The sequence below is a fragment of the Brucella sp. JSBI001 genome, assembly GCF_026014005.1.
Lineage (GTDB): Bacteria > Pseudomonadota > Alphaproteobacteria > Rhizobiales > Rhizobiaceae > Brucella > Brucella anthropi.
This window is the reverse complement of record NZ_CP110339.1, coordinates 1,061,426-1,087,165: the sequence shown is the minus strand read 5'-3', so window position 1 is coordinate 1,087,165 and position 25,740 is coordinate 1,061,426. Positions and strand designations below refer to the sequence as shown.

Genomic DNA, 25,740 nt, shown 5'->3' with positions numbered 1-25,740 from the left:
CATTGTTCGAGTTGATGCGCGATACCGTTGTAGCTTTTGGAATTACAGATCCACGCCACAATAACGAGAGTGGGATCCCCTCTTCAGCTGGCGGTGACGTGAAGGCTGTATTTCGACAACGATAGTCTTCTAGATTGTTCTAGCCCCGCTCCGGCGGGGTTTTTTATTGCACAAACATGAGAGTCCCGGAGGTTCTACGGATTTCATGCCTTTTCAATGGCTTGCAAAAAAGTGGGGCAGAAAAGCATGCGTTCAAAACATTATGTTTTTTCATACGTCTGCCCCACATTTCAGCAGCCAAGCAACCCAGCTTATGCACCGAATTTCCACAACCGGAAAATGCAGATTGACTAACTTTCAAAATGAGAACATTTTAGGAACATATCCACATTGAGCGGAATATGTTCCTGAGCGCATAGGTGCACGGGGCAGGTTACGCTTGCCCTGATTTTGGAGTGTGCCTTGCGCCTTCCTGAGACTATAGAGCGTCTTTATTTGGACTTTGACGGCTTTTTTGCGAGCGTCGAGCAGCAATGCGACCGGCGTTTACGTGGTCGCCCCATCGGAGTCGTGCCCTTCGAAGGCACCGACCGCACTGCCGTCATTGCCTGCTCAAAAGAGGCGAAGAACTTCGGCGTTAAAAACGTCATGCCGATCAAAGAAGCGAAGCGGTTATGCCCCGATCTTATCCTAGTCCCGCAAAAGCCAGATCTTTACCGGCGCGCTCACAATGCCCTGCTCTGCGAGATCGAGACTGTCATCGCAATCGACACAGCCAAAAGCATTGATGAGCTGACATGCGTTCTCGACGACAGCGGCAAGCGAGATCCGGAGCTATTGGCAGCGCGCATTAAATCGGCGATCTCTGACAACATCGGCCCCTTCATCACCTGCTCAATCGGATTCGCCGCAAACCGCCAGCTTGCAAAGATCGCCTGCAAGGCCGGGAAAGAAGAAACAAAGCGTCGAGGATCCTACGGCAATGGACTGGCCATTTGGTGGCCTGCGATCATGCCGGACCCGCTTTTGCGCGTCGAGCTGGAGGATATACCCGGGGTCGGATCGAATATGGCAAAGCGGCTTTATCGCAATGGCGTGTTTACAACCACCCAGCTCTACGCCTTACAACCGAAACACATGCGGAAGATCTGGAACAGCGTCAACGGTGAGCGACTTTGGTATGCCCTTCACGGCTACGATATCCAGGCGCCAGCACAGCAGCGCGGAATGTTTGGCCATGGTCGCGTTTTGCCACCTGAAGCCCGCTCAATAACGGGCGCTTATGAGATATCCCGGCTACTGCTGACCAAAGCCGCCCGCCGTCTTCGTCGTGAAAATTTCTATGCAGCAGGGTTGTGGCTATGGCTTTCAGTGCGTGACGGATCATGGTTCGGCAAACATTACTTGCCGGTAGTGAATGACGATCAAGCTATTCTGTCGGCGCTGCGCCTGCTCTGGCAACGCGTGCGAGACGACCATCCGCGAGGCATAACCATCTTTCGGGTCGGCGTGACGTTGTATGATCTGTCACCAGCAGGCGAGCGTCAGATGGATATGCTGAATAATGACGATGCCGTGCGCCAGAAATGGGAAAAGGCAAACAACGCCGTCGATACGCTCAACACGAAATATTCCGGAACCATCGTAAGCATGGGCGAATGGAAACCGCCTGCAGGCGGGCACGTGGGCGGCAAGATCAGTTACACCCGCATCCCGTCCGCAGAGGATTTCTGGTAATGGGCAATTGGAAATCCACAATCAAGGTCCGAGATCTGGATGATGAACAGCGACTTGAATTGACCTGCAAAAAGTGCGGTCGCGTGACTTACACAACCAGGCAGATGCTTTGCACGGGCGCTGATCGTTCTCAAAAGTATCTTGATGAGATCGAGGCGAAGGCCAGGTGCAAAGGGCGCGGCTGTCGCGGTCATATGCGTATGGCAATGGTACGCCTGCAGGAAATGAGCGGATTTGTAGGGGGACTTGCATGAGCGAAACGACGAAGACCCTTTGGCTGGACAGCGAAAATTAATGCCCTACCTAAATCCAGACCATCGAAGGAGGATCGAATGTTCGGACCAAAACAGCCCGGCGATTATCCCGACCGTGAAATTGATTGTCAGGAAGCGATTTCGCAGGGCCTCGCTGACCTTGTTGAGCAACAGGTAGCGGCTGGCGCGACGGAAGCTGAAGCCACTGCGGCGCTTTCGGGCGCAAACGTCGTGGGTGTCCGAGAGCTTATTCAGGATGCGGTCGATGCTGGCTGGTCAGAAGAAGAAGCGGCAACAGCCATCCGTGTTGTATCCGAAGGATTACACCACGGAGCAACCGGCACAGAACCGAACGAATAAGCGACGACGAAGGCAAGACACCATCCCGACCGGTAGAAAAGAAAAAGCCCGCCGCGTCGGGTGACGGGCGGGCGCTTGGTCATTCATATTATAGCGGATCGCTACCGTTTTACCGCGTTAGGGACGCCGCTGCCCAGCCTCCAGACGCTGCAGGATCTCCATCACAACACGGACATCCCCACGCACTGTCGTTAATGTTTCCTGTATTTCCTTCGAATTATCAGCTGCGCTTTTGATCGCCTGGGAGTTTGAGGCTATCTGATAGCTCATGCTTTCCTGGTTACTGGATAGCTTGCGGATATCGGCCTCTATAGTTTGGAACCGCTGATCGTTTTTTCCCTTATCCTCGCGCACTTCGGCTAAGCGCTCTTTATGATAAGCCTCGTGCGAGAGCTTCCACTTAGTGAGATCCTCAATATCGCGAGATCTGTTGACCCAAATCGTCACGCCGCCGAGGATGAGGACGGCGATCTGCCCGAGCTGCAGCAGCGTGTTGAAGTTCCACTCAAACTTTCCTTTGTTTGGTAACCGCATCGCACCTTCCCTCACCGTAGCCCCCTTGCCCAGCCGTCATAAAATTCCGCGCATCGATCCGTTCGCGCATTCTGCCTGTCCAGCGCCGCTCGCTCCCTTTTAAGGATGGAGCGGACTTCCGCCCCCTCGATCAACGGCGCATGCGGCTCTTTCTTGCGACAGTCATCGGGATATTCAGGCGGGACAATGCGCGCTTGCGCCTTACCCTGCTGTTCAGCAGCCTCCTGCAGCAGTCGATCACTGGCGCAGGAACTGCAAATCATCGCGATCAAGCAGACAGGCACGGCCCGCCGCTGCCAGCTTCTTCTCATAGTCCGCTATCTCCTGTTCAGATTTTTCGATCTGTGCGGCCTCAGCTGCGCGAGCGTTCCGCAACTGCACCTGGTAGGCTTCAATCACAATCGCGTTGGCTCTGCCCTGCCGTAGCAGCTCGTCGCGTTCCGCCCGCAGCGCCGCCGCCTGAAATTCGGGAACAAGGCCTTTCTTTGCCTGCCCCTCGAAAACAACGCCGAGATAGGGAACATCTTTGAGAACCGGCACGCCGTTAAAATAGATCGCAGACAGCACGATCCCGACGGCGCAGCCAGCGCCAATCTTGAGATAGTCCAGCAAGCCGAACATCACAGACCTGCCAGACAGAGTTCCAACTCACCGATGCGCTGAGCGTCACCCAGTTCGCGGCGCTTTTTCAGACCGTCCACGACCTTGCCCCCAGCGCGATTGAAAGCGGTCATCGCGTTGCAGGCTGCACGCCATTGCCGCTCGCTCATGCGGCGGGCGGCGGTCGATTTGCAGGCCGCACCAGTCCCGATGTTATAGGAGAGATCCAACATCGACGCCTGCACGCTGATAGGTGCCTGATCGAAAGTGCGGATGCACTTGCGAAGCGGTTGCCGGAAATCGTTCTCCAGTCGGGTGATGAGCTTTTCGCGGCACTGCCTGTCAGTATAATAGTCGCCTTTCTGCACGCCCTTGGTTTCACCCAGGCACACAGTCCAGACCCTGCCGAGCTTGTCATAATAGGCATGGTTTTCCATACCCTCCCACGGCGCGGTCAGATAAGTCGCCGTCAAAGCGACGAGACCCAGACCGGATGCCAGAGCAGCCTTTGCGCGCTTACTCGCCATTTCGGAATACTTTCTGAGAAACGAGGCGCATCACGAAGGCTGCGACCACCACGAAGAAGGTCAGCAAAGCGAACACGCCGGAGGGGATGGGGAAAGTGTCACCAAGAAGCGGCAACACGGCTTCAATACCGGTCAGAACACCGGCAAGCAGGATCAGGCGGACAGACCACGCCTTTCGCAAGACGCGCCGCCAATCGGGCACAAGCTGCATGACAGCCTCTATTTAACGATGGATATGAGGGAGATTTTCAGCTGCAGGCTGACATTGTCGTAGGCGACGTAGCTCCAGCCGATCCAGCAACCACAGATCCTGCCGAAGATCTTAAAGCGGGCGCGGTACGAGAAAAACAGTCGACCTTTACTGTCTCGATACACGCCCTCATAAAACGTGCCGGGTTTCGACCAGTCAAAGCCGCCGCTATCGATCTGATAAACGGTGGTAACGCCCTCGAACCTGAAACCGAAAACATTGGCCGCAAATCCGTAGGCCGGGTTTCGCATGATCCATCGTGTTCGCTGCCACCACAATTTGAAGCCCTTGGCTTGCGGCCATCCAAGCTGATGTTGCCCGCCGTCCAGATCGTCATCATGCGTATGAAAAAGCGAGAATGGATATGGCAGAACCGAAGCCCCTGCCAACACCGACCAGAGAGCCAAGATTGGCGCGATCAGGATCGCTACCAGCTTAGCAATAAGCAGCAAGATCCCGTAGATCGCCCACTTGATGAAGGCGACCGGATAATTCCGGATAATATATTTCATGATTGCCCCGTTGGAAATTCGAGCGGCGCTAGGCGCGACCTATACCCATGCCCATAGGTGACCCGCCCGTCGTCGAGTTTGCGGGAGCTTGCGGCTTTGGATCTGGCACCGCTGGCGTTTTCGGGCTGTTCTCGTTCGTTTTCGAGGTGCTGGCCGCAGTGGACTTTTTCTTATCCTTGGATGCCTTACTGGCGACCGGCTTTAGCTTCGCCTCGATATCGGTCATATATCCCGACTTGCTGATGCGGTGGGTTGCTGTCTCGATAATGAATTCTATGCCGTCAATTTCAGGCCGCACATTCTGGTAGGAAAACGGCGCGCCTGCCCGAATGGTCGGATCGCCAAACACTGTGACAAAGGTTTTGACAGTTTCCGCCTTGAGGCTTTCAGCCTTGGACTTCGCAGCCTTTTTCGCTTCGGCTTCCGTGCTGAAATTTTCCTTCACCGTGAAATCGGCGGTGCCTTCATCGTCACTATCTTCCTCGACCTCGACCGTCTCAGCCTTGGCGCGGTCGCGAACCTTTGCGCGCACTGTTTTGACTTTCTTGCGATAGGCAAAATTAATGCGGCATGTGCCTTGCACGATCTCGAACGGCCCGACGATAACGGGTGTAAGGTCTTTTCCACTTGCTGACTTTCCACTGCCACGCTTGGCGAAGATCAGCTTGCCATCCTTTACCGAGAACAATGCACCGTGAATGCGAGCCAGACGCTCGCAGACATGCATATCGCTCTCATCTTGCTGTCCGAACCAGTCATACTTGTGCGAAGCGACTTCATCGTCGATGACGGGCTGCAAACCGTTTTCGGAAGCGATCTGCTGGAGGATCTCGGCGACAGTCTTTTCATCCCAGTGGCGGGAGCGGCTTTGCTTGAACTTGTCGCGGATATTCGCCCCTCGCCCGCGAATGTTCATGCCGTAAGGAAGGCAGCGGATCTCTGGGTCATCTACAGTGAACGCACCGAAAGGGAGTATGTCGGTCTCTGCATAGCCAAGCGACACCTCAATCTTGTCACCCTTTTTAGGGATGGCGGCGAACGGGTTGCCATCATTCAGGTCGACATCAATCGAGTCCGAGCCGACACCCTCTTTGTCAGTGACAGTCAGCGAGATAATCCGTTCATTCACAATGGACGCGACGGCTTTGCCGTTGACTTTTATTTCAAAGGCTGGAGTCTTCATAGAATTAGCCTATTGGGGAGCATCCAGCCTGTTGAGCCGGAGGGGATATGAATTTTCTGAGATTTTGTTGCGCCGGAGCCGCCGTACTTTGCACGACATCCGCTCTAGCCGAGGAAAAGTTTACTTGCGCGGATTACATAAGAGACACCGAATCCGCCTACCTGCACGGCGGCGAATTGATGAGTGCGACCAATCACGGGTTGAACCAAGTCACAATGTTGGCGATGGGTGCCTTTCTGGCAAACAAGGGCATGAGATTTTCACGCGCAACAAGTGCAGATCAAACGACCGCTTTCGTTAGCATGTATCGGTTCTGCCAGAGGAACCCGAATGAACTTGCCGTTGATGCAGCAATTATGGCAGCAACCCCAGTTACGGACAACTCACAGGTCACTCAAGATGAGCCAAAGCGAGAAACAAAACCGGAGCCACAATCCCACAGCATTACCGCCGCCGAAATTCTGTCTGGCATCAATAGAAACAAGACAGAACTCGAACAGCAAGCATGGTGGGACAAGAATATGTCAGGCCAGATTTATGAATTAACGGGCGCAGTTACCGAAGTAGAAGAAGGCATGTTATCCGGTTACTGGGTCGACATCGATCTTGGTCGCAATGTGTTGGTGCGCTGTGGCATGTCGAGGAAATGGAGCAATATCGTGATAAAGCTGCATAAAGGCGACAAGTTCACCTGCAAAGGCAAGGTCGACAGGAGTTGGACATCACTCTACAAAACTATGTTTCAGGTTGATGCTGGCTGATTAATCCCATAGCGAAACAACAGCCTGCCTATCATCTGCCTTACTCAATTCTGGCAGGTGAATTTTTGTCCCCAACGGCAATCGATGAGGGAGCGCCGCCAAGCCTGGGTTCGCTTCCAGCACCTGCTCGACATATCCGCTTTCATCGCCATAAATCTTACGGCAGATCGCGTCCACCATTTCACCCTGTATCGTTGTATATACACGCCCCATGGCATCACCCGAACAATGATTGAATGACCGAAATCGGCGAGAAGCTACCGCCAGTGTAGCGCTTGAGCTGGATGCGAAACACATCCATGCGCGGCTGACCGAGCGCAGTATGATACGACTGATCTTCGCTGATACCTTCGATCACGTGCATGCCGTAGACGTTGCCTGCCAATGTGATGAGCGGCAACACAGCACCGGCAGTAGCCGCCCCGCGAAGCCCCTCCAGAACAGCCAAACCACCGAACTCGTGTGGGAACAACACCCCTTCGATCGTAGTGCGATCATCATCGCCGCCAGTCCACTGCAGGCGGTTCAAACCGCCAACGGTGCTGACATCAGCCCAACGAGTTGATAGATCACGCTTCAGCCCTTTGTAGCCAAAACGCAAGGAATGAAACATAAACGGCCCCAGACACATTGGAATTGCCATCACATTCCCCCATCTGAATATGCGCCGCCCGACGCTGCGCGGAATTGAGCAGCGACCGCTTGTGCCGTCTGAGACGCGATTTGTTCCGGCGAAGCACCGGTTTGCACGTTCATATGAACCGTCACCACGGGAGCCGGTTGCGGATTGGTAACTCGTACATCTTGCGTTCCGCTCGGCATTGTCTGGACCGGATTTGAGATCGAAACAGATGGGGTGTCGACAATTGAAACGTCCGTCGGACCTTTGCCAATACCGACAGTCGGCGACGGTGCGGTCAGAGCATCCCAAATAGCCCCAAGGCTAAAGGGCTGTGGCGCGTTTTGCGCAGGCTGATTAGGCAGCGGCGCTGCGGGCACTATTTGTCCGACACCAGATCCAACCTTGGCCTTTTGCTCATTCGATTTCTCTACAAAAAACTCAGGGTCAATGTATCGCGGATCCGACGGTCCCTTTGCTTCCAGTCCCTTATAGAACCCGTAGGCGACAAGCCCCCATAAGCCGCCACGAGCGACCATACCACCCGTGCCGCCGCCAGCTCCCAAAATACGGCTAAGCCACCCCGCACTCGCTCCACCCGCCGCTGCGGTTCCACCGCCAGCGACAGTAGAAGCCGCACCCGCAGCAGCTGTTCCTGCAATCAGGTTCCTCAATTCGAGCAATGGCCCTGCGACAGCCAAAAGGCCTGCGCCAATTGTCACCCAATCCACTAACGAGAGTTTCGTCAGGTTATCTGCAAACTCGCCAATGCTGTTCGCACCTTTCACAGCATCGATCAGCGTGATTGCGGTAGCAGCAGCCAACCCGATTCGCCCGAAAGGAGAAAATGCAAGTCGAGTGATACCGCGCCCCATAGTCAGCATCGCTGCGCCAGCGGCAGCAATTCCAAGCGCACTTATGACGGTGGCCGAGCCTGACATTTTGCTGAGAGCTTCCGAGATATTCCCAGCAGCGCCGAGAATATCGCCCGACCCGATATCCTTGGCGAAGGCTTTCAGGTCGAGACCGATCTTCCGGAAATTGTTCGAAAGCTTGGCCAGATCAATCATACGCTGATCAACCTGTGTGCTGTCACCTTCAAAAGCCTTACCGAACAGGAGATCGCCGAGATCATTGATAAGCTGGCGCGTGCCGCCCTCGCCGCCATACCCGAAACCGCTCATCAGGCCCTTGACGGCCATTTCGATCTTGTCGATGACGCCCACACGCTTATCCAGCGTGTCCAGCACATCGCCGATACCCAGGCTCATATCCTTAATCGTCGGTAGCCAGCTGTCACCGACGCCGATGCCATAGGCTTTGATCTTGTTTCCGAGCAGCTGCAAGGCGTTCGCGGTCGTTTCGGCGCGAACCATATATTCCTGAAACGCAGATCCGCTGTAGTTTGCCTCACTGCCGATCATTGCAAGTTCGCGGCGAAGCTCTTTCGTATCGGCGATGATCGGCATCAGCGCCCGCGCCTCATCACCAAACAAGGCAGAAGCGATGCTGATATGCTGATCTTTCGGTAGCTGCTGGATCCGCTCGATCACGTTCAACGTGGTCTTGAGCGCATCTTTCTGCATGTTCTTCGATACCTTGACGGAATCGAGTCCCAGCTTTGCGAATGCCAAACGCTGCGACTTAGTCGCCTGCTCACCTTTGGTCAGTGCGCGCCCCATATTGCGGAACGAGGTTGCCGCAACTTCCGCCTCGGCACCTGCCGAAATCATAGACGCGCCGAAGGCGAGCGTCTGGGTATCGGAAAAGCCGAACATCTTGCCGGTTGCGGCGACGCGCTTGTCAAACTCGACAAGGTCGCGAGCAGCCGAAGCGGTATTGTTCGCAAGATGATTGATGGCATCTGCATGCAAACCGATCTGGTCGACGTTAAAGCCAAGCTGGGTTTTGATCTTCGCCAGTGCATCGCCGGTTTCTCCCTGCGACGTGTCCCATGCCACACTGACCTTTGCCGCCATTTCCGAGAACTTGGTCAGTTCCTGCAAGGCAACGCCAGACTGACCGGCAGCGGCATAGATTGAGGCAAGGCCATCGGCAGTGACCGGGAGTTCCTTGGATAGGCCAAGGATCTCGGATCGAACCACTGACAATTGCGCAGGTGTGCCGTCGACGACCTTGCGGACATCGGCGAACGCTTCCTCGAATTTCATGGCAGCACCGACGGTGCCGCCGATACCTTCGCGAACGCCGACATACCCGGCACCGATGGCGAGGAGATTGCGAGCCAGCGCCCCGACCGAAAAGCCGCCGCCCGCCCCCATGATTGCGGACGTTGTTCTGCTGGCACGACGGTTAAGACCGTCGAGCGCAGCAGCAACACCGCGAGCGGGACCAGTGATCTGATCGACAAGCGAAACAACAAGCTTGGAACTCAGGACAGCCATTATTTTCTCTTTGCTTTCATCAGATCGACGGCCTCATCCCGCCACAGCAAAACTTCCTGCGGCGTCATTTCCAGAAACGTCGATATCGGGGTGTATAGGTTCTGGCTAAGCCAGATGGTCAGGCGTCGCCATCCGAGGTGCCCTGCCGCAAAAAAGGCGACACCACTTTTGTGCAACGTTCGTAATCGGTTACACTGAATTCGGCTACCTCCGGATAGGTCGACCCGGATAGCTGGGCAATCATCAGTGCCATAACCTGATTGTTGCCTCCGCCTTTTGCTACGTTTTCGACGGCGATGAGGTCTGCCAGCTTTGGCTCGCGAAACTCTATCTGGTTGGTATTCGTGCCCCCAAGCTTATAAGACTTGGAAAGCACGACTGCTAATTTATCAGTCATTTTGTCATATCCTTGAAAGTTAGCTGATTATGCCAGAAGCGCACTGCGGACGGATTGAGTGCGCGAGGTGCCACCGATGGAAACATCAAACGGTGTCATTTCGATCAGGGTGGCCCCTTCGACTTCCAGCTTGTAATAACGAAGCGTGATCGAGAAATCGTTCTCGGCCATGTCACCCGGCTTCCAGGCACCATGATCGTTTTTGATGAGACGACCGCGAATATAGGCGGTTGCATTGACGACGGTGCCGTCCTCATGCACGAGCGCACCCGTCACCATGAACTCGCGTTCGGAACCGACTTCCAGGCCGAACAAAGTAATAACCTGCGGGTCAAAGCCGGAGAGCTTGAAACTCGCCTCCATCTTTTCGTAACCCATCGGGACATCAATCGGCAGCACCATACCGGCATTGCGAAGTTCCTCGACCTTTTCCGTCGGAACTGGCAGCGTGATCTCGCTTGCCTGCCCGATCTTCGAAACGCGGTCTGCAAATATGGTGCAGTTCCGCAGGATATAACGCGGCATGTCAGACATGAGCCTAACCCCTTAATGATGTTGAAGTAGGAGAATTTGAGCGGAAAGGGCTGGCAGTTAGCCAGCCGATCCGGAAGTGATTTCCTGCGCAACCTGGTTGAGCAGCAGCGTATAGCTCGCGATGTTGCGGTATGCCGTGATACGGATATCGACCATCGGCGCAGGCGGTTCGAACTTCACACCAAGCTTGATGATGCCTTGCGCCATATCGTTGTCGGTGTTCGTATCCAGCAGCCAGCAATCATGACCAGGCAGAATTGCGCCCTCCGCTTCCATCTGCCGGAGGAATGCGCGTCCGCCCTCGACCATGAATTTCAGATTGGCGCGGGAGAACGGCTTGTCGACAAATTCGAGATATGCCTTTTCCAGTGCTTCATTGATGGCGTCAGCAGTGCGCCGTACGGAAATGAACTGCCAGAGAAGTTCTGCAGCGCAGGTCCAGACACCCCAGAGCCGGAAGCCGGTATTATCGATGTTGACGATAGTGTTGACCCGGTTTTCGTTGAGGTAGTTCGACTGGTCGCCATATTCGATAGGACGATTGACGCCGACAATACCGGAGATACCGACGTTCGAACCGGACCACCAGAAACCCTGCTCCAGATCCATTTTCGCTTGCTTGGCGGCAAAGATCGGCGAGGACGGCGCAGGTACATTGGCATCAAGTTCCGTGTCGAACTTCAATACCTTTGGATCGCAGATCGCTATGCGCCCGGAATTGATGAGCCCGCGATACTGCACCGCCGCTTGATCGGTCGTGTCCGGACCGTCGACATAAGCAACGGCTTTCAGCTTTTCCGCCACACCCATCAGCTCGGCAACAACCGGGTTCATAACAGAACCGATATTGGCGGTTGCGGTCGCATCCTTGGAGCCAGCCTTGCCGGTGATTGTAACCCCCGGCGTTCCTGTATAGCCGTAGCCCGGCTTGCGAATGATGATGGCTGTAACAGCACCTTCGACAACAACAGCCTCAGCGACCGCACCGGATCCGGTGCCCGTAACCGCGACCGTTGTCGTGTCAGCGTCGTAACCGGTGCCGCCTGCGGTCACATTGATCGAGGCAATGCCGTCGGCGGGCGAGGTTTGAGTGAAACCGGGAGCAATAAGCAACTTAGGCTTATAGAGCCCGTCGGACGATGCGCGCCGGAAGGCATGGACGCCGGTAAAGGCAGTCTGGTCGCCGATCAGGTTCGACCACGTCTCCGCAGTAGTTTCACCTTCCTCGACACGCACCACGATAATCGGACAACCGACCTGGTCGAAAATGCTGTCGATTGCCGATTTCAGCGTACCGGAATTGCCGAGCGTTGCTGCGCCCTGCGGGCGCAGGATCTGCACCGGCTTATTCAGCGGGAACAACAGCGGGTCAGCATCCGGCGCGGTGCCGATCAAACCTATGACAGCAGTGCGCGCAATGCGTACCAGAAGCGGGGTGTCGGCACTTTCGAATACACGCGTGCCATGGTGAAAGGACACAGATGCCATAGCGGCACTCCTTGGATTGAGACCTCAGCGGGTCAGGTTTTCAGGGGAAAATCAGAGCGCCGGTTGCGGCCACTCTATCGCATCAACGATGGCACGCGCTGCGGCCTCATCTTCGGCAGCATCAATGTCGCGCTTGGCACCAAGCCGAATGGCCTCGATAGCAGCACCGATCTGCTGCCACTGGGCGTAGGCAGCAAGAACCACGTCCGCCACTTCATCAATTGTCGGCGCGGTAATGCCCACTTCCGACGAGAGCATCGGGAAGGCTTCCGGCTGCGGATCGGTCGCAGCTTTGAACGCCTGCGCTTCCGTGACCTTCTGCTGATAGGTCATAGCCTGCCCATTGCCCGGCGTGATGTATTTCAGGCGCTCGTTTTCCGCGAGAGCATCGATTTCAACCTTGAGGCCAGCTTTTATGGTCGCAAGTGTTACCACTAAAGCCGGATCAGAAATCAACTTCCCATCCGACCAAAGAAGATGCTGTTCAGAAGTCCACAAGGCATACTGTTCAGCTGTTAGTTCAACGGCCTCATCTGGAAGCACCTCACCAACATTAAGGACACCAAAACCGTTGAGACGACCATTGTCTTTCAAATAAGCATAATAGCGCATTCCTAGCGTCCTTTTGCCATCCAGTTAATACGTACCGTTGTGGAAGGGGCATCGATGTAGAAATTGAAGGCATCGACGGCCGGGATCGGGAAAATAGATACTGGCTTACCACCAAATGACGCGTCAGCGGTTCCGTTGCAGGCAACAACCATGAAGTTTGATGTTGGAAACGCCTCAGGCAGATATATTGTGCCGTATCCGGAGGCATTGGTTACCACGACTGACGATCCCCATTGTTCGATAAGTCCACCGTCATGCTTCTTGATGCCATTTACAGCCAAGGTTTGACCGAGCTTCGCATTGATTGCAGCATCGGCTGAGAATATCAGCCAGTTATTCCCGTCGCTTAATAAAACCAACCACGATTTGTAATCGAGAGTGACCGTAGCAAGCAGCGGGTTATTCGAAAACTGGAATGTATCGCTACCCGGAACAGATGTGGCTGCGTTGACTATCACTGGCTGGTTTAGATTGTTCATAAACCCGATATAGCCAACGCCAAAATCACTAGCCTTTGGCAGATTGTAAGTGGTTGTTCTGACATTGCTGCCATAAAACATACCGCCCAAAGCCGCTGCTGTCAGATTGACCGTAGCCGTCGCAGGGTTCTCGATTCTGTTCAATGGAGATGGCAAATTGTTTGCGGCAAGAAATTGGAAGCGTGTTCCGTCATATACAAAGCTTGATAAAGCTCCTGTGCGCCAGTCCTTTGATTTGACAGGCGCTTGATCATAAGCGCGAACGATTGACTTCGCAGGCAAACCATTGACCGAAAGTGTAGATGGCCCCTGACAATCGGAGGACATCAAAACATTGACAACCATCCCCGCTACGTAAGCCAATGGTGCAGGCGTTAGGTTAACGGTGAGCGCGGTTGCTGTACCGCCAACCGCCGCGTAATTCCATTTGCCTGATTGCGCATCGAGTGCCAGCTTTTCGACATATGCGCCGCCGATCTTCTCAAACACGCGCCCATCAGGAAGGCTTACGCCGTGGCCATCAGGTGGCGTTATAATCCCCCAACCCGCCGCAGTGAATTCGGCGATCTTCCCCGACTGTCCTGCCCACGATCCTGTCGAGCCTGTCGGAACGAGAAACGCATCACCTATTGCCGGAGTCGCAGGTGGAGCGGTCACGCTCATCGAAAGAACCGGAATCCATGGCAAACGTGAAAGCCGCTGCAATGGAACGGTGAATGCCGGGTCGACAACGATTGTCACGCTCGCAATGTTTGAGAATGCAACTTCAAGACGGACCGTGCCTTCAACCGTTTGCCCGCTTGCAGGAACCGGCTTATTGATCGGCGGATCATACCGAGCAATAGCGATCAGATCGCCTGCATCATCATAAAGACCCGCCTCACGGATCGTGTAAGGGCCTTCGGCAGCGGCAAGGAAAATATCAAAATACGCAACATTTGATGCACCTGCCACGGTGCCATGACCCGAAATCGCCTTGCGGGAAACCTCATGATAAAGCGCTGTTTCCCCACCAGACGGCACGGTTGTACCATCACCAATCGCAATATGCGTGATGACGATAGCGGTGCCGTTGGCAAGTGCGGCAGCTTCCTTGGCACGGCCAAGGTTTGTCATAAGCGCGAATGAGTTTTGAGCCATAGTTTCTAAACCTTGTAATGAGCTGTGCCGGAAACGAACACGCAGGGCGCGCCACCGACAAAGCTGGAAGCTCGTAAGACAGGAGGATCAAAGGCAAAGGGGTGCGCGATGGCCGCTATATGGCTTTGCGCGATTGCGCCCAGATAGACACTGCCCCGCGCCTGCAACACTGCGCGGGTTGTAAACACGCGGGATTTTGGCTTGGCGGCATCGACAGACGAGATTGCCGCCGCCTGTGTTTCCAGATCAAAGACAGGACTGCCGTTGCGATAGAGGATTTCGACGCGAAATGTGCCGCGCCGTGATCCATCTTCCCACCATTCCACAATGCGGGTCTCAAGATCAAAAGCCGCAAGCGCACGCTCGACAGCGCCTCTTGTCCCCTTCAACCTGTGCACCATGGGCGAGGCAGCAATTACCCGTCGCTGCTGATCTTCCGGCCAGTCTGCAGACCAGACATCGACGGACACACCCATAGCCAGATATGGCAGCAGCACTTTGGGACAGATGGCAGGGTTCCAGATCGTCGCAATAACGGTGGGATCTACTGTCGCTATTCGTGCCAGTTCAGCAGCGAGCAACGCGACAGTCAGCGGCGATGATCGGGCCGGCAGAATGGAACGGGCAAGATCGGCGACAGCATCAATTGCTTGCGCTGCCGTCATTGCCATGATCCTTGCGTCTGGACGGTGTTGACCGTGATGACACCAACCTGCCCGACACCTTTCGACCCCGGCTCGATATCGGCAGCAGGTGAGATTACTTCCACAGTCACATTGTCATCGACCGCAGCACGACCGCCAATAACCTCACGCTGCACAGCAAGGCCAATGCGACGACGCGATTGCGCATAGGCTGTTAATCGTCGCTTGGCCTCAGCAGCCATGGCCGAAACATCGACGCCCGGCGCATAATAAAGCGTGACCTCGATATTATATGGCACCAAGGTTGCCGGTTCGATCCGAACATTGTCACCGATAGGCCGCACATCCTTCGGCGTCACAGCCTCAAATGTACGATCCAGCAGGGATTGATCTGCCGCGCCATAGGTCACAGTCGGCAGCACCACGATCAGCACTTCCGGCGCAAGCACCGGATCGCCATTATCGCGCCCGGTGAAAGGTGTCGGGATCAGGCCCATGGAATAGGCATCTGTATGCGGGCCGTTAGAATAGACCGCCGCATCTTCCTCGGAATAGACCGCCACATCGGCAATATCGCGAGTGCCATCCAGTTCAAGCGCATGGAAGGTATAAGCCCCCTCAGGCCCAGCCGTCGAAAATGCTTCATAGGCCAGCAATATGCGAGAGCGAAAGATATCGTCGAGTTCAACCCACTTGCCGAGAGCGTCATCCCATTGCGAGTTATCCGGCTGATCGTCGGGCGCATTGTCATAGACAAGGCGCGATATACCGGCATAGGTTGCTGCAATGTGATCGAGATCACCGCCGATAGCCGTTGCGAGCGACAAGGCCCGGATCGCCTCATTCACTCGCTGGCGAAACTTCATTTCTTGATAGCCGCCGCCTTCGGAAAAGGCGATCACCATAGGGTCGGTTTCAAGCTTCGCCACATCGAAGGTCACGCCGAAGCGCTCGAGGGCGGCAATCAGATATTCATCGCGGGAGGCTTTGATTTCCTCAAAATCCACCGCGACGACACTTGGAACATCGCCAAGGTCAGCCAGATTCGGCGCAACAAAGCGGCTCATGACATCGTCCTTGCTATTGTGATGTTCGTGGTTGTCTCGCCTTCGGTCACGGAAAAATCGCCTTTGTGACCGTTCGGGTAATAGACACCCCGTATCTGGAGATCGATGACGCCCTGTTCGTTCAGATCGCCAATGTTTATACCGGTTACCGCAAAGCGCGGCTCCCATTTCGCAATGGCCATCGCGCAGGCTGAATAGACGCCGAGAATGACTCGGTCATTCATCGGTCTATCGATCAGGCCCATCAGCTCGGAACCAAAGTCCCGACGCATAACGCGAGATCCAACCGGCGTTGTCAGGATGACCTCAATCGACTGCCGAACATGGTCAAAGCCCGCCAGCAGTGAACCACCCACGTTCGAAAAGCCGAGCGACGACATGGCTTAATCCTTGACCGGGCGAACAGCCTTTTGCCGGTCGGAAGGCTTTTCCAGCTGATGACCGTAAGGAGCCATGAATTGCTTTGCCACCGCATCCGGCATTTCCTGCTCAGCAGTTTTGGCTATGTAGTAGGTGCCGCCGTAAAAGCCGCTTTCCTTCACGATGACTTTCATCGCCTGTTCTCCTTTGGTCAGTCGCACGACCACTTGGTCGCGCCAGAAATGAGACTAGCGCCGCAACCTGTCGTGTCGCCGGTTCGCGCCACGGGATCGCCTTCGCAGATGAATTTTGATGATCCCGACACAATTGGCGTGACGCCGTGACCGGGAATGGGACAGGAATGCAGATCGCCTATTCTGGCGATGAGCTTTCCCTCGCAGCTCCACTTGTCAGCAGAAGAAATTACGGTGCCGCCATGACTGGAGGTATCACCGAGACGAACGATCAGTGGCATCAAGCGAGATTTCCGTTGGAGGCGGTAAAGGTTATATTTGCCGCATCAATCGTGACAGTGTCGTCGCTGATGAAGAAGCGTACCCCACCCTTGACGATAACTGCGTCGGGCCCGTCATGCGGGCGTGGGTTCGCGTTCGAATGCGTCGAGAAATCGATGACGGCGTCAGTCAGGTCACCGCTTTCCGACATGACATCAACCTGCTGTCCTACCGTTGGCGGGATATGGGTCGAGATCTCGCCAGCTGCGATTTCCTTCCACGGGATCCAGCCAGTTCGGAAAGGTTGCTCGCCGCCTTCGATTTTCACGCGGGCGACACCCTTGCCATGGTCAATCTCATCAATCACACCAGTTCGACGATGATTGGCCAGGCGGCGCTCGACCTCGAACAGTCGGCGTTGCAGCTCGACGAGAATATCAGCAAGAGTGTCAGCCATCAGATTTTCTCAAAATCGATCCGCGAAATGTCCGGTTCTGTCGCTTCCGCCGCTAGCGGTGGCACATCGCAAAGCGCCCTCGCCTCATCCAGTGTGAAACCGAACCGTCGGCGCTGCTCTATTGAATTCCGCTGGGTAACGGTAAGCCCCATCAATTCTTGCAAGGTCTGCAAATATGGATGCTCCACGGCTTCCATTTGGTTGAGCAGCTTCTGCCAGACAGAAGTCGGGGCAACCGGCTCGCCGAAAACAGGATCTGGAAGAAGGTCGCAGGTGATGCTTTGCTGATGCGCCGCCATGCGGGTGCCGGTTTCAGCATCTGCCGTTCGCCTGCGCTCGACTTTCACGATATCGCGAACAAGCGTCCGCCAGATCTCTGCCCATGGATTGTCGGGATCCATCAATGCGGCGATTGATTGCCTATCGACAACATCGAGAAACAATTCGAAGGCAGAGTCAGTTGCGGGTATTCCCGGAATGATCGTGCTTTCACCTGTCTCCTGATCGGTTTCGACCATCGACGCTGCGACGCCGGTTTCAATCAAAAGTTCCGTAAGTCCGTTCTGCCAGAGGCGTCGCGCACCGCTCAGATCTTCCGCCTTCGATCCGTCGGTATAGACCGAGATAAAGGGCTTCTCCTGATCCGTGCGAAGGCTTCCGTCCGCCCCTACATCTATCGATCCAATTTCACTGTCGAGAACATTGGAACCGACCGAGGTCGCACCGTTAAGCGCTTCGATTGTCGCGATACGCAGTGCAATTCGACCTATAGACATCAGATCTGCCCCAGTTTCACGACGATGAGATTGCTATATCGATCCGATACTGCGGCGACTTCAAACCAGGGCTTGCCCGCCCGATCATTCGCGCGGACCTTGTCGCCAACTTTCGGAACTGGACCGGTATAGGTTGAACGATCAAGAAACAGTTCCGCCTCACCAAGCGAAAGGCGAGATCGATAAGTCCCAGTAGGGCCAGGTGAACGGGAGTCGTCACCGCCAACGTGCAGGATCGCATCGATCTCAATCATCTGCCGGTCAGGATCCGCGACCTGCCCTTTCATAAAAGACAGGCGAACCGACTCGCCATAGCTACGCGTCATCTTTTGATCGACCATAGCTTCCAGTTTTCGCCAGTTCGCCATGTCGCTTATACCGAAAGACGCACCGCGCCGAAGTCGGATGGGTTCGCTGCCGCTTCGGTAGCGTGACCGATGAAGGTGTTACCAGTCGCTGTGGTCGAGATATTCTTGTCAGCGGCAACGTAATAGACCTTGGCACCCACCGACCAAGCCTGCGCGGAAACCTTCGGCAATCCGAAGACGCCCTTTGTTGCGATTTCAACATCATCGCCAGCTTTTGCGGAGAACTGGGCAACGCCGAACAGATCGCCGACAACGACCAGGTCGCCAGACTTTACGTCAGCCGGAGCCGGAACGGTGACGCTGTCACCGGGTTGAATGTAATTTTTCATGGGAGTTCTTCCTTGTGAAGGATCAGAGCGGAAAGGATGGCGGATCCAAATGACCCGCCCTATTTCAATCAGGCCCCGGCGTTCTTGTAGCCAAAGCGGTAGTCAGTCGCGCCACAGCCGAAGTCGTGTTCAACAGACATGCTGAAACCCTGACGACCGAACGGTTCATCCATGCGCACGCGCGGTGCCTCGTAGCCTTCCAGATAACCCCAGCGGTAGTTCGAGCCTGCTGCCGGATCAGAGAACAGATGCCAGGCATTGCCCTTGATCTGGGTGCTTTCGATCAGCTCAAGCCTGCCAGAGAAAATGTTGACATTCGCAACTGTCGCGGGCGTGATCGAGGTCAGAAGCTTTTCGGCCTCGGTAAGCTTATCCGGCCCGACAAGCATGATGCGCGGCGAGTTGGACAGCAACGGATTTCCATCCTTGCTTTCCTGCTTGCCCATAGCCGTGCGGCCAAGCCCAACGCTGTCGACGGTGATGGCAGCAGCCGTAGCGGCAAGGTTCTTATGATCCGCATCAAATACGGTTTTGCCGTCGGCAAGTTTGCCGTTGAAGGCCCCCGCATAGAATGTGACTTCCTCGAACAGCGCCACTGATGCACCATAGCTTGTCAGAAGCTCCGAGATTGCACCCAGATCGTCATTGATCAGCATCTGGCGGCTGATGTTGAGCGCGATGGCGTAGCTAAACGCCTGCACCTGTTCCTTGCCTTCACCAAACGAGCCATACTTGATCTCGCCGTTTTCCAGCACCTTTTTCAGGAGCGGGAAATCGCCGACCTTGACGGTGGTATCGGGACGGAAATCCCGGAAGTTTCGCTTGCGTGCGAAACGTTTAAACGTCGGCTGGGCAAGCGCATAACGCTGTTCCAGAGTCCGGTTGACCGCACCTTCGAAGATCGCAGGGAAATCCGATGTCGAATGCGAAGCGCGCGTGAACACATCGTCGATATCGCGGGCATTCATCATGCGGCGACCACGATAGTTGACACTCTCTGCCGCGAGGTCGACGAGACCCATACCCATATACTGACGGGCAGCTGCGGAAGGGCCAGCCTGCGGCGTCGGTGCACCAAGGCCATAAGCGAGCGCCTCGATCTGGGCAGAGCGACGAGTGACGGCCTCATCATTGACTACATCGACGCGTACCCGGCTGTCGGTCGGGCTCTGGCGCTCATTCGAGACCATGTGATCGAGAAGCAGGCTGCGGAACTGCTCGACCGGTGTGCCGGAGCGAACATGCTCGCGACCGAGATCCGGAAAACCGGAACGGGTAGCCAAGTCCTCAATAATGCTGGACCGCTCACGCTCGGCGCGCACGCCTTCATCAACAGCAGCTCGGACCGAAGGATCAACGGTCGGTGCGTTGCGCTGTTCATTTTCCATCCGGGTTATATCCGAACGGACCTGATCCGCCTCAGCCAGAATGCCCGCATGTTCCTGCTCGATTGCCCGAACCGCATCTTCATCCAGATCGTCGGTAATGCGAGCTCGCGTAGCTTCCGCACGGTCAGTGATTTCTTTCAGCTTGGAACGCAGACCCAGCAAGGCAACGTTGGCACCGATCAGGTGCATTCCGTCAGGCTGAACGAAAGCACGATAATCGAGGGATGCTGCATGCGATGGATCTGCGGCGAACAACGCCATTGCCAGACCGACGCAGAAAAATGCGGCGACGGTCGCGAAAATGTAAGCACCCTTTTTCATGGTGTGCGTTTCCTTCTATGTACCGGGCAAAACAAGCGCCGTCGCCCTGCAACCCCGGAGAATTGCAGGCGGCAAACTGGAAATGGATGATTGCTGAATTAAGCGAGGCGGCGGACGGCTTCCGCCATTCTCATCCGCGCTGATGCCGCAAACGTCGAGACGGGCTTACGGTCGATCATGAGCGGGAAAGTATCCGCGTGGTTGCGGACCTGCGCTCCGGGATCTGCCGGAACCGTCACGAACGAAATTTCGTTCGGCGTCCATCGCTCGACGAACACCTTTTCGACCTCGCCCTTTCTCTGGGCTTCCTCGATACGGATCTTGTCGATGGAATAACCAACCGACACATTCTTGATAATGCCATCGGAGACAAGGCCGAACATGCGGTCGGCGCGCTCGTCGATACCGGCTTTTGGAAAGCGGACCTTGGCTTTACCCTCGCCGCCGGCAACCCACGCCCGTTCGACGACGGCGACCTGCGAAAAGGTCGACCAGACGGAATGACTATCCAGAACCGGCGCACCTGCATTCATCCGCGACAGATCGATTGCCTTGTCGCTGACAATCAGGATCTCGTCGAAGGGAACGACCGTATCCCACCCGACATATCGGCGACGGCGAACGGTTGCGCCGGTAGTCCATACCAGATCCAGCGTTCGCGTTTCAGTATCAACACCGGAAGGCAACAGCCGGACTTCCTGCATCTGCATAGGCAGACTGTCCGGCACTTTGCGCAGGTTAAGTTTCGTCATCGTTTTCGTCCTTCTCAGGAGGATCGTCGGTATCGACGGGCTGCTGGACTTGACCTGCCTGCGATATGCGGCGCGGATCGCTGTCGAGAATGATGCCGCGCTTGTCGAGCTTAGCATTGTCCGACGCTATTTCATCCAGCACATCATCAGTGTTTTCACCGGTCTCGGCGATTGCGGAAGACAGCGAGCGGAAACCGGCGCGAACTTCCTTGATCCTGGCATTCACATCTTTCAGCGGGTCCGCTGAGTAGAAGCGCGGCGGCGACCAATCAACCGCCACTGTCGGGGTGCTGATCTTCCCGGCGAGATAGGCAGCTTCACAGAACCAGTCCCACATCGGCTGCAACAGCATCGGTATGATGATCTGCCACTGCAGCATTGAGATCATGCGCCGGAAGCCTTCCAGACCGATCTTGCTCGACGAGTAATTGACCTTGTCCAGCCGACCAGTCATGAGCGCGTAGGGAACGCGCCAACCAGCTGAGATCGTATGCAGCATCGAAACTTTATAAGGATCGTAGCTGTCGGTTACGGCAGGCTGTGAGAATTTCATATCTCGACCGCCGACCGCATTGTAGAACATACCCGGCGTGAACTTTTCGACACGCTGCCCGTGCACATTATATATGCCCGGTGTTGTCGCATCGCCGTCCTTGCCGGTCAGCGGCATGCCTATCGTGTCGTCTATGTCACCGCCAGTCATCACCCCGACAATGCAGGACTCAAGACGTTTTCTGACAAGCTCTGACTGCTCATACTCGGCAAGGTCGAATGTATCGTCCATTGCTGGCGTCCCCCATGGAACGCCCCTCACCTGTGTGCGCTGTTTTTCGAAGACATGCGCAATATCAGCTGCCGGAACTGGCTTCGAAACAATGGTCGATTGAGGGTCAAAAAAGCTGTTTCCGGGGTGAGATCCGAACATCCAGTAGGCGCGCTTGCGGCCTATCGCATCAAACTCGATACCCTGAATTGCTTTGCCGCCACCGGACAGCACGCCCTCTTTGGTGCTATCGAGCAGGTCAGATTCAACGACCTGCAATTGCAATGGCACAGGCAGGCCATCTTCCAGCCTACGGCGGCGGCGGCGTACTATGCCGTCGCCGCTTTCAAACATCTCTCGAACTGTCAGGGCAACGATGCCGTTGAAGTCGAGATCGCCATCAGCATCGCAAACCTTGCTCCATTCCTGGAACAGCTTGATTGCTTCCTTGTTTTTCGAGCGCGGAATGATGCCGTCGCCGATGGCATGGCTGACCAGCTCGGAGACTGCTTTCGCCGCATAGGGATTATTGCGGACCAGATCCCGCATACGGTCGCGGAGCTTGCGACCGGCGCGAGCGATCTCGGCATCTGCCGATGTCGATTTCGCGCGACGACCGGATTTCAGGCGATTGGTTTCCGCACCGGAATAGCTGCGCTGGACAATCTCCATTGCAGCGCGGTGACGAACACGGCGCAAGCCTGCCTCCGGCGACACATAGCCGATGGCCTTATCAAGAATGTTCACGATACCCATTAATCTAACGCCGCCAGAATGGTGCGAGGACCACGCGATTTACGGGCCCGAAGATCCGCAAGCGCCTCCCGCATATCTTTCAAGGAATGATATTCCACCTCACGGCGGGTTCCGCCTGAGTGGAAGATGACTTTTTTCGCGCCCGTAAGAATGGCTTCCTCAAGCGCTGCGATCTGATCGTCAATTGAAGCCACGACTATAACCACTCCGAAGGTGCAATTTGTGGGAGGGATGAAACGGGTTTGATTTCCGGTGGTGTCGACAACTCGCCCTCTCGGTGCGCCCAGTTCGCATTCACCATCTGGCGAGCGGCGAAGGCATAGACCGTGCAATCGAGAGCTTCGTGTCGTCGACCCGGCACGGGCACGAATTGCCGAACCGTTTGTCCGCGCGAATATTTGACAACCAGCTGCTCGCCCACGAGTTGTTCAAACCAGACATCGGGCAGAGATTTCGAGAAGCGCATGGAACTGGCACGAGCCAGCCTACCGAAAATGTGGCTCTTGATGCCGTCGACGCCGACGATGAAAAGCTTGCCACCCTTCACGGTCGACTTGGATTTCTCAATCCAGGGTCTGTTACCGCCGACGCCCTTGATCGCAAACACGCGCCTGCGGAACCGTGGGAATGCATAACGATAGACAGTTTCCATCGTTTCGCCGTCCGAGCTGTCGATGCAGGTGGCATCAACCTTGATCTTTCCGCCGAGCGGATGATCCCATTGCGTGCCGAGCGCGATATCCAATTCCGACCAGGTCGTGTGATCGTCGTATCGGCCCCAAATCACCTCATGTCCGAGGGCGTAAGGAATGCCCTCTTTGTCCCAGCCAATGAAGGTGATTTCCAATCGATCATCCTGCACGTCGACGCCTGCGGTGATGATGAGAACATCAATAGGGATGCCGGTCGTGGCCGTCGCATCACCATCCTCTGGAATTTCTGCAACCAGGCTGAAATCTTCGGCGCGGCTTGCAAGCTCGATATCATCCAGCTCATCGGTGTTTTCCTTCCAGCCTTGCGCAAGGATCGTGTTGATGAAGGTTTGAAGCTTCGACGGATCGTTCTTCGCGCCGACAAACTCTTTCGCCAATCGGCCCCAAGATGCATTCGGTAGCAGCGAAATCAGGGCATTCATCCGAAACCCTGCATGGTCTTTTACTTCCGGCCTTAGCGCCCGCCAGCGACCATTTGCAACCATGCCGGGCTTGTGGCGCTCATCGATAACCGAGCCGCATTCCCGGCAAACATAATAAGCTTTTTCCGGTTCACCTTCTGGCCACTGAATGTCTGACCACTGGATCTCATGGAAGTGCCCACACTCGGGACAAGGCACTTCATAAATTCGCTTATCCGACTGTTCATAGGATTGCAGCACATGGCTGGTTTCCTCATAAACCGGCGTTGACCCCATGACGATCTTGCGATCCGCAAACGATAGGGTACGGCGCTCGGCGAGCAGGATCGGCGAACCTTCCTTCGTCGCCGACATGCCATCCGCTTCGTCGATAAACAGGATGCGCACATTATGGCGGCGCAGGTTGCGCGGTGCCTTTGCAGCAATGACTTTCAGAAACCCGCCCGGAAAACGCCGGGAAAGCAGAGTGTTTCTGCCGCCCTCATCGACATCGCCGGTCAACAATCCGTTGAGCGCTGGCGAAGCATCAAAGATCGGCTCGACATCCGAAACCATATAATCGCGGCAGTCAGCCTCGGTCGGCAGAAGCGACAGGATCGGCGATGGATCATTCGAACAGAAACTTGCCATCGCGCTTGTCAGCAGCGTCGTGAAGCCGACGCGAACCGGCTTCACCAGAGTGACACGCTCCAACGCGCTATCGCCAATTGCGTCGGCAATCTCGCGCTGCGGTGGCCAGAGCCTAACCCGACCCGTGAGAGATGAAACACCCTCCGGCAGATAAACTGTCTGCTCAATCCATTCCGAGAGCTTCAGTTTCGGTGGCGGCGTCAGGGCTTCCCATACTGCCCGCCGCAAGATCGCCAGAGCCGTCGTCATCGTCCTTTTCACCAAGCTCTGTAAGTGCCGTGCGAATTTCCTCGTCGATCAGATCGACATCGAAGGTGGTGAGGTGGGGCAGCATCTGGCGGCACCTGGATGGAACCGCCATCATGACGTTTCGGACCCGTCGGGCTATCGAAACCCATTCGTTGCGAACCTCGGCAATCGGGACCAGTTCCTTGCGCATCGCCGCATTTCGGAGTGCAGCCTGGTCGGCCTGCTCGCGCGCCAGTCTGGCGCGTTCGGTTGCGAGCGTATCGACATTGTCACCGCCGCGACCTGCCGCGATCCCGCGCAGGTGCTCGCAATAAAGCTGGACAGACTTGCGCAGGTCGAAGCGATTCCGACCTGTCTTCACGATGATTCCACGCTCGACGTAATCGGATATTGCCCGCTTCGAAACACCGAGGATCTCGGCGAGATCCGCTGCTGTTATCCCGGCTTCGTTTTCAGGCTGTTCGTCATCCTCCACCGGATCTTGCTCCGGCAAAAGTGGCTGTGCGGCCTGATCGACGTGCTTCTTGTGCGATTTGGCAGCAAAGCTGGGGCTGACATTGAACTTTTCCGCCGCCTGCCGGACGGTATGGCCTTCCTCAATGAAGGCTATGACCTGCTGGCGCAGCTCGTCTGAATACCCTTTGGCCATGTGATTCCGATTCCATTCAAAGGGCGGTGGAATCCCCCTGTAAAAATTCGCAGAGACCGAAATCCCGCAGTCGCGCTCACCCGCTCCGGTGATAGGCCCGGAAAAGGACCCAATGGAGGGGGGCTGGGGTCAGGATCGGTCGGTCGGTCGGTCGGTCGGTCGGTCGGTCGGGAGACGATACCCGCCCTGCACTCAATGCAACCTCCAAACAATCGCCCCACCCATCACGACGAGACATGCAATCAAAAC

General features: G+C 55.7%; 32 protein-coding genes. 3 read left to right on the top strand and 29 right to left on the bottom strand.

Annotation, left to right across the window (positions count from 1 at the left end; translation table 11 throughout):
- The first annotated feature begins 462 nt into the window (after positions 1 to 462).
- Both LJ361_RS05280 and LJ361_RS05275 read left to right on the top strand, forming a co-directional pair.
- A complete protein-coding gene (locus LJ361_RS05280) occupies positions 463 to 1,737 on the top strand; it encodes a Y-family DNA polymerase (protein WP_264812883.1) in 1,275 nt (424 codons plus the stop codon).
- 332 nt (positions 1,738 to 2,069) lie between these two features.
- Positions 2,070 to 2,351: a hypothetical protein gene (locus LJ361_RS05275; protein ID WP_264812882.1), complete on the top strand. Its 282-nt coding sequence runs from the start codon at positions 2,070 to 2,072 to the stop codon at positions 2,349 to 2,351.
- A 117-nt stretch (positions 2,352 to 2,468) separates the two neighbouring features.
- On the opposite strand, the gene LJ361_RS05270 is transcribed toward LJ361_RS05275, so the two are convergent.
- From LJ361_RS05270 to LJ361_RS05240, 6 genes are all read right to left on the bottom strand, one after another.
- Positions 2,469 to 2,885 (bottom strand): hypothetical protein, encoded by a 417-nt coding sequence (locus LJ361_RS05270; protein WP_264812881.1) that lies wholly within the window; start codon positions 2,883 to 2,885, stop codon positions 2,469 to 2,471.
- Positions 2,886 to 3,122: 237 nt separating this feature from the next.
- The gene (locus LJ361_RS05260) at positions 3,123 to 3,506 is read right to left on the bottom strand and encodes a hypothetical protein (RefSeq protein WP_264812879.1); all 384 of its coding nucleotides are present in this window, start codon (positions 3,504 to 3,506) and stop codon (positions 3,123 to 3,125) included.
- Positions 3,506 to 4,012 carry a lysozyme gene (locus tag LJ361_RS05255; RefSeq protein ID WP_140019568.1) on the bottom strand — a complete coding sequence of 169 codons (507 nt, stop codon included), beginning with the start codon at positions 4,010 to 4,012 and terminating at the stop codon, positions 3,506 to 3,508. The genes LJ361_RS05260 and LJ361_RS05255 overlap by 1 nt, the downstream gene beginning before the upstream one ends.
- Entirely contained in the window at positions 4,002 to 4,223 is a 222-nt protein-coding gene (locus tag LJ361_RS05250; RefSeq protein WP_151663696.1) for a hypothetical protein, read from the bottom strand. The genes LJ361_RS05255 and LJ361_RS05250 overlap by 11 nt, the downstream gene beginning before the upstream one ends.
- A gap of 8 nt (positions 4,224 to 4,231) precedes the next feature.
- The gene (locus LJ361_RS05245) at positions 4,232 to 4,774 is read right to left on the bottom strand and encodes a hypothetical protein (protein ID WP_264812873.1); all 543 of its coding nucleotides are present in this window, start codon (positions 4,772 to 4,774) and stop codon (positions 4,232 to 4,234) included.
- Between the two features lie 28 nt (positions 4,775 to 4,802).
- The gene (locus tag LJ361_RS05240; protein ID WP_264812871.1) at positions 4,803 to 5,957 is read right to left on the bottom strand and encodes a phage late control D family protein; all 1,155 of its coding nucleotides are present in this window, start codon (positions 5,955 to 5,957) and stop codon (positions 4,803 to 4,805) included.
- A 47-nt stretch (positions 5,958 to 6,004) separates the two neighbouring features.
- Here LJ361_RS05240 and LJ361_RS05235 point away from each other — a divergent pair, with 47 nt between their 5' ends.
- Entirely contained in the window at positions 6,005 to 6,718 is a 714-nt protein-coding gene (locus LJ361_RS05235) for an OB-fold putative lipoprotein (RefSeq protein WP_264812870.1), read from the top strand.
- On the opposite strand, the gene LJ361_RS05230 is transcribed toward LJ361_RS05235, so the two are convergent.
- From LJ361_RS05230 to LJ361_RS05120, 23 genes are all read right to left on the bottom strand, one after another.
- The gene (locus LJ361_RS05230; RefSeq protein ID WP_264812868.1) at positions 6,719 to 6,931 is read right to left on the bottom strand and encodes a tail protein X; all 213 of its coding nucleotides are present in this window, start codon (positions 6,929 to 6,931) and stop codon (positions 6,719 to 6,721) included.
- Between the two features lie 4 nt (positions 6,932 to 6,935).
- Positions 6,936 to 7,361 (bottom strand): phage tail protein, encoded by a 426-nt coding sequence (locus tag LJ361_RS05225; RefSeq protein WP_151653073.1) that lies wholly within the window; start codon positions 7,359 to 7,361, stop codon positions 6,936 to 6,938.
- A complete protein-coding gene (locus LJ361_RS05220) occupies positions 7,361 to 9,742 on the bottom strand; it encodes a phage tail tape measure protein (RefSeq protein ID WP_264812867.1) in 2,382 nt (793 codons plus the stop codon). Before LJ361_RS05220 ends, LJ361_RS05225 begins: the two co-directional genes overlap by 1 nt.
- 118 nt (positions 9,743 to 9,860) lie before the next feature.
- On the bottom strand, positions 9,861 to 10,139 hold the full coding sequence (locus tag LJ361_RS05215; RefSeq protein WP_264812866.1) for a phage tail assembly protein: 279 nt from the start codon (positions 10,137 to 10,139) through the stop codon (positions 9,861 to 9,863).
- Between the two features lie 27 nt (positions 10,140 to 10,166).
- Positions 10,167 to 10,673: a phage major tail tube protein gene (locus LJ361_RS05210; protein ID WP_264812864.1), complete on the bottom strand. Its 507-nt coding sequence runs from the start codon at positions 10,671 to 10,673 to the stop codon at positions 10,167 to 10,169.
- A 57-nt stretch (positions 10,674 to 10,730) separates the two neighbouring features.
- Entirely contained in the window at positions 10,731 to 12,161 is a 1,431-nt protein-coding gene (locus LJ361_RS05205) for a phage tail sheath subtilisin-like domain-containing protein (RefSeq protein WP_264812862.1), read from the bottom strand.
- 51 nt (positions 12,162 to 12,212) lie between these two features.
- On the bottom strand, positions 12,213 to 12,773 hold the full coding sequence (locus LJ361_RS05200) for a hypothetical protein (RefSeq protein ID WP_264812861.1): 561 nt from the start codon (positions 12,771 to 12,773) through the stop codon (positions 12,213 to 12,215).
- Positions 12,774 to 12,775: 2 nt separating this feature from the next.
- Entirely contained in the window at positions 12,776 to 14,392 is a 1,617-nt protein-coding gene (locus tag LJ361_RS05195) for a phage tail protein (RefSeq protein WP_264812860.1), read from the bottom strand.
- A 5-nt stretch (positions 14,393 to 14,397) separates the two neighbouring features.
- The gene (locus tag LJ361_RS05190) at positions 14,398 to 15,057 is read right to left on the bottom strand and encodes a phage tail protein I (RefSeq protein ID WP_264812859.1); all 660 of its coding nucleotides are present in this window, start codon (positions 15,055 to 15,057) and stop codon (positions 14,398 to 14,400) included.
- Complete coding sequence (locus tag LJ361_RS05185) at positions 15,054 to 16,103, bottom strand: baseplate J/gp47 family protein (protein WP_264812858.1); 1,050 nt, start codon at positions 16,101 to 16,103, stop codon at positions 15,054 to 15,056. Before LJ361_RS05185 ends, LJ361_RS05190 begins: the two co-directional genes overlap by 4 nt.
- Positions 16,100 to 16,483, bottom strand: a complete 384-nt coding sequence (locus tag LJ361_RS05180) for a GPW/gp25 family protein (protein WP_264812856.1) — start codon at positions 16,481 to 16,483, stop codon at positions 16,100 to 16,102. The genes LJ361_RS05185 and LJ361_RS05180 overlap by 4 nt, the downstream gene beginning before the upstream one ends.
- A gap of 3 nt (positions 16,484 to 16,486) precedes the next feature.
- Positions 16,487 to 16,657 (bottom strand): hypothetical protein, encoded by a 171-nt coding sequence (locus tag LJ361_RS05175; protein ID WP_264812855.1) that lies wholly within the window; start codon positions 16,655 to 16,657, stop codon positions 16,487 to 16,489.
- Between the two features lie 17 nt (positions 16,658 to 16,674).
- Complete coding sequence (locus LJ361_RS05170) at positions 16,675 to 16,938, bottom strand: PAAR domain-containing protein (RefSeq protein WP_264812854.1); 264 nt, start codon at positions 16,936 to 16,938, stop codon at positions 16,675 to 16,677.
- Positions 16,938 to 17,375 (bottom strand): phage baseplate assembly protein V, encoded by a 438-nt coding sequence (locus LJ361_RS05165; RefSeq protein ID WP_264812853.1) that lies wholly within the window; start codon positions 17,373 to 17,375, stop codon positions 16,938 to 16,940. Before LJ361_RS05165 ends, LJ361_RS05170 begins: the two co-directional genes overlap by 1 nt.
- Positions 17,375 to 18,151, bottom strand: coding sequence for a hypothetical protein (locus LJ361_RS05160; RefSeq protein ID WP_264812851.1), 777 nt, complete (start codon positions 18,149 to 18,151; stop codon positions 17,375 to 17,377). Before LJ361_RS05160 ends, LJ361_RS05165 begins: the two co-directional genes overlap by 1 nt.
- Positions 18,151 to 18,519 carry a hypothetical protein gene (locus LJ361_RS05155; RefSeq protein WP_264812850.1) on the bottom strand — a complete coding sequence of 123 codons (369 nt, stop codon included), beginning with the start codon at positions 18,517 to 18,519 and terminating at the stop codon, positions 18,151 to 18,153. Before LJ361_RS05155 ends, LJ361_RS05160 begins: the two co-directional genes overlap by 1 nt.
- Before the next feature lie 5 nt (positions 18,520 to 18,524).
- Positions 18,525 to 18,848 carry a DUF2190 family protein gene (locus LJ361_RS05150; protein WP_151662619.1) on the bottom strand — a complete coding sequence of 108 codons (324 nt, stop codon included), beginning with the start codon at positions 18,846 to 18,848 and terminating at the stop codon, positions 18,525 to 18,527.
- 68 nt (positions 18,849 to 18,916) lie between these two features.
- Positions 18,917 to 20,557, bottom strand: coding sequence for a hypothetical protein (locus LJ361_RS05145; RefSeq protein ID WP_264812847.1), 1,641 nt, complete (start codon positions 20,555 to 20,557; stop codon positions 18,917 to 18,919).
- 98 nt (positions 20,558 to 20,655) lie between these two features.
- Complete coding sequence (locus LJ361_RS05140; RefSeq protein ID WP_264812846.1) at positions 20,656 to 21,309, bottom strand: hypothetical protein; 654 nt, start codon at positions 21,307 to 21,309, stop codon at positions 20,656 to 20,658.
- Positions 21,296 to 22,828, bottom strand: coding sequence for a phage portal protein (locus LJ361_RS05135; RefSeq protein ID WP_264812845.1), 1,533 nt, complete (start codon positions 22,826 to 22,828; stop codon positions 21,296 to 21,298). Before LJ361_RS05135 ends, LJ361_RS05140 begins: the two co-directional genes overlap by 14 nt.
- On the bottom strand, positions 22,828 to 23,022 hold the full coding sequence (locus LJ361_RS05130; RefSeq protein WP_041545160.1) for a phage head-tail joining protein: 195 nt from the start codon (positions 23,020 to 23,022) through the stop codon (positions 22,828 to 22,830). Before LJ361_RS05130 ends, LJ361_RS05135 begins: the two co-directional genes overlap by 1 nt.
- 2 nt (positions 23,023 to 23,024) lie before the next feature.
- Positions 23,025 to 24,842 carry a phage terminase large subunit family protein gene (locus tag LJ361_RS05125; RefSeq protein ID WP_264812843.1) on the bottom strand — a complete coding sequence of 606 codons (1,818 nt, stop codon included), beginning with the start codon at positions 24,840 to 24,842 and terminating at the stop codon, positions 23,025 to 23,027.
- The gene (locus tag LJ361_RS05120; protein WP_264812842.1) at positions 24,757 to 25,491 is read right to left on the bottom strand and encodes a terminase small subunit; all 735 of its coding nucleotides are present in this window, start codon (positions 25,489 to 25,491) and stop codon (positions 24,757 to 24,759) included. Before LJ361_RS05120 ends, LJ361_RS05125 begins: the two co-directional genes overlap by 86 nt.
- Positions 25,492 to 25,740: the final 249 nt, after the last annotated feature.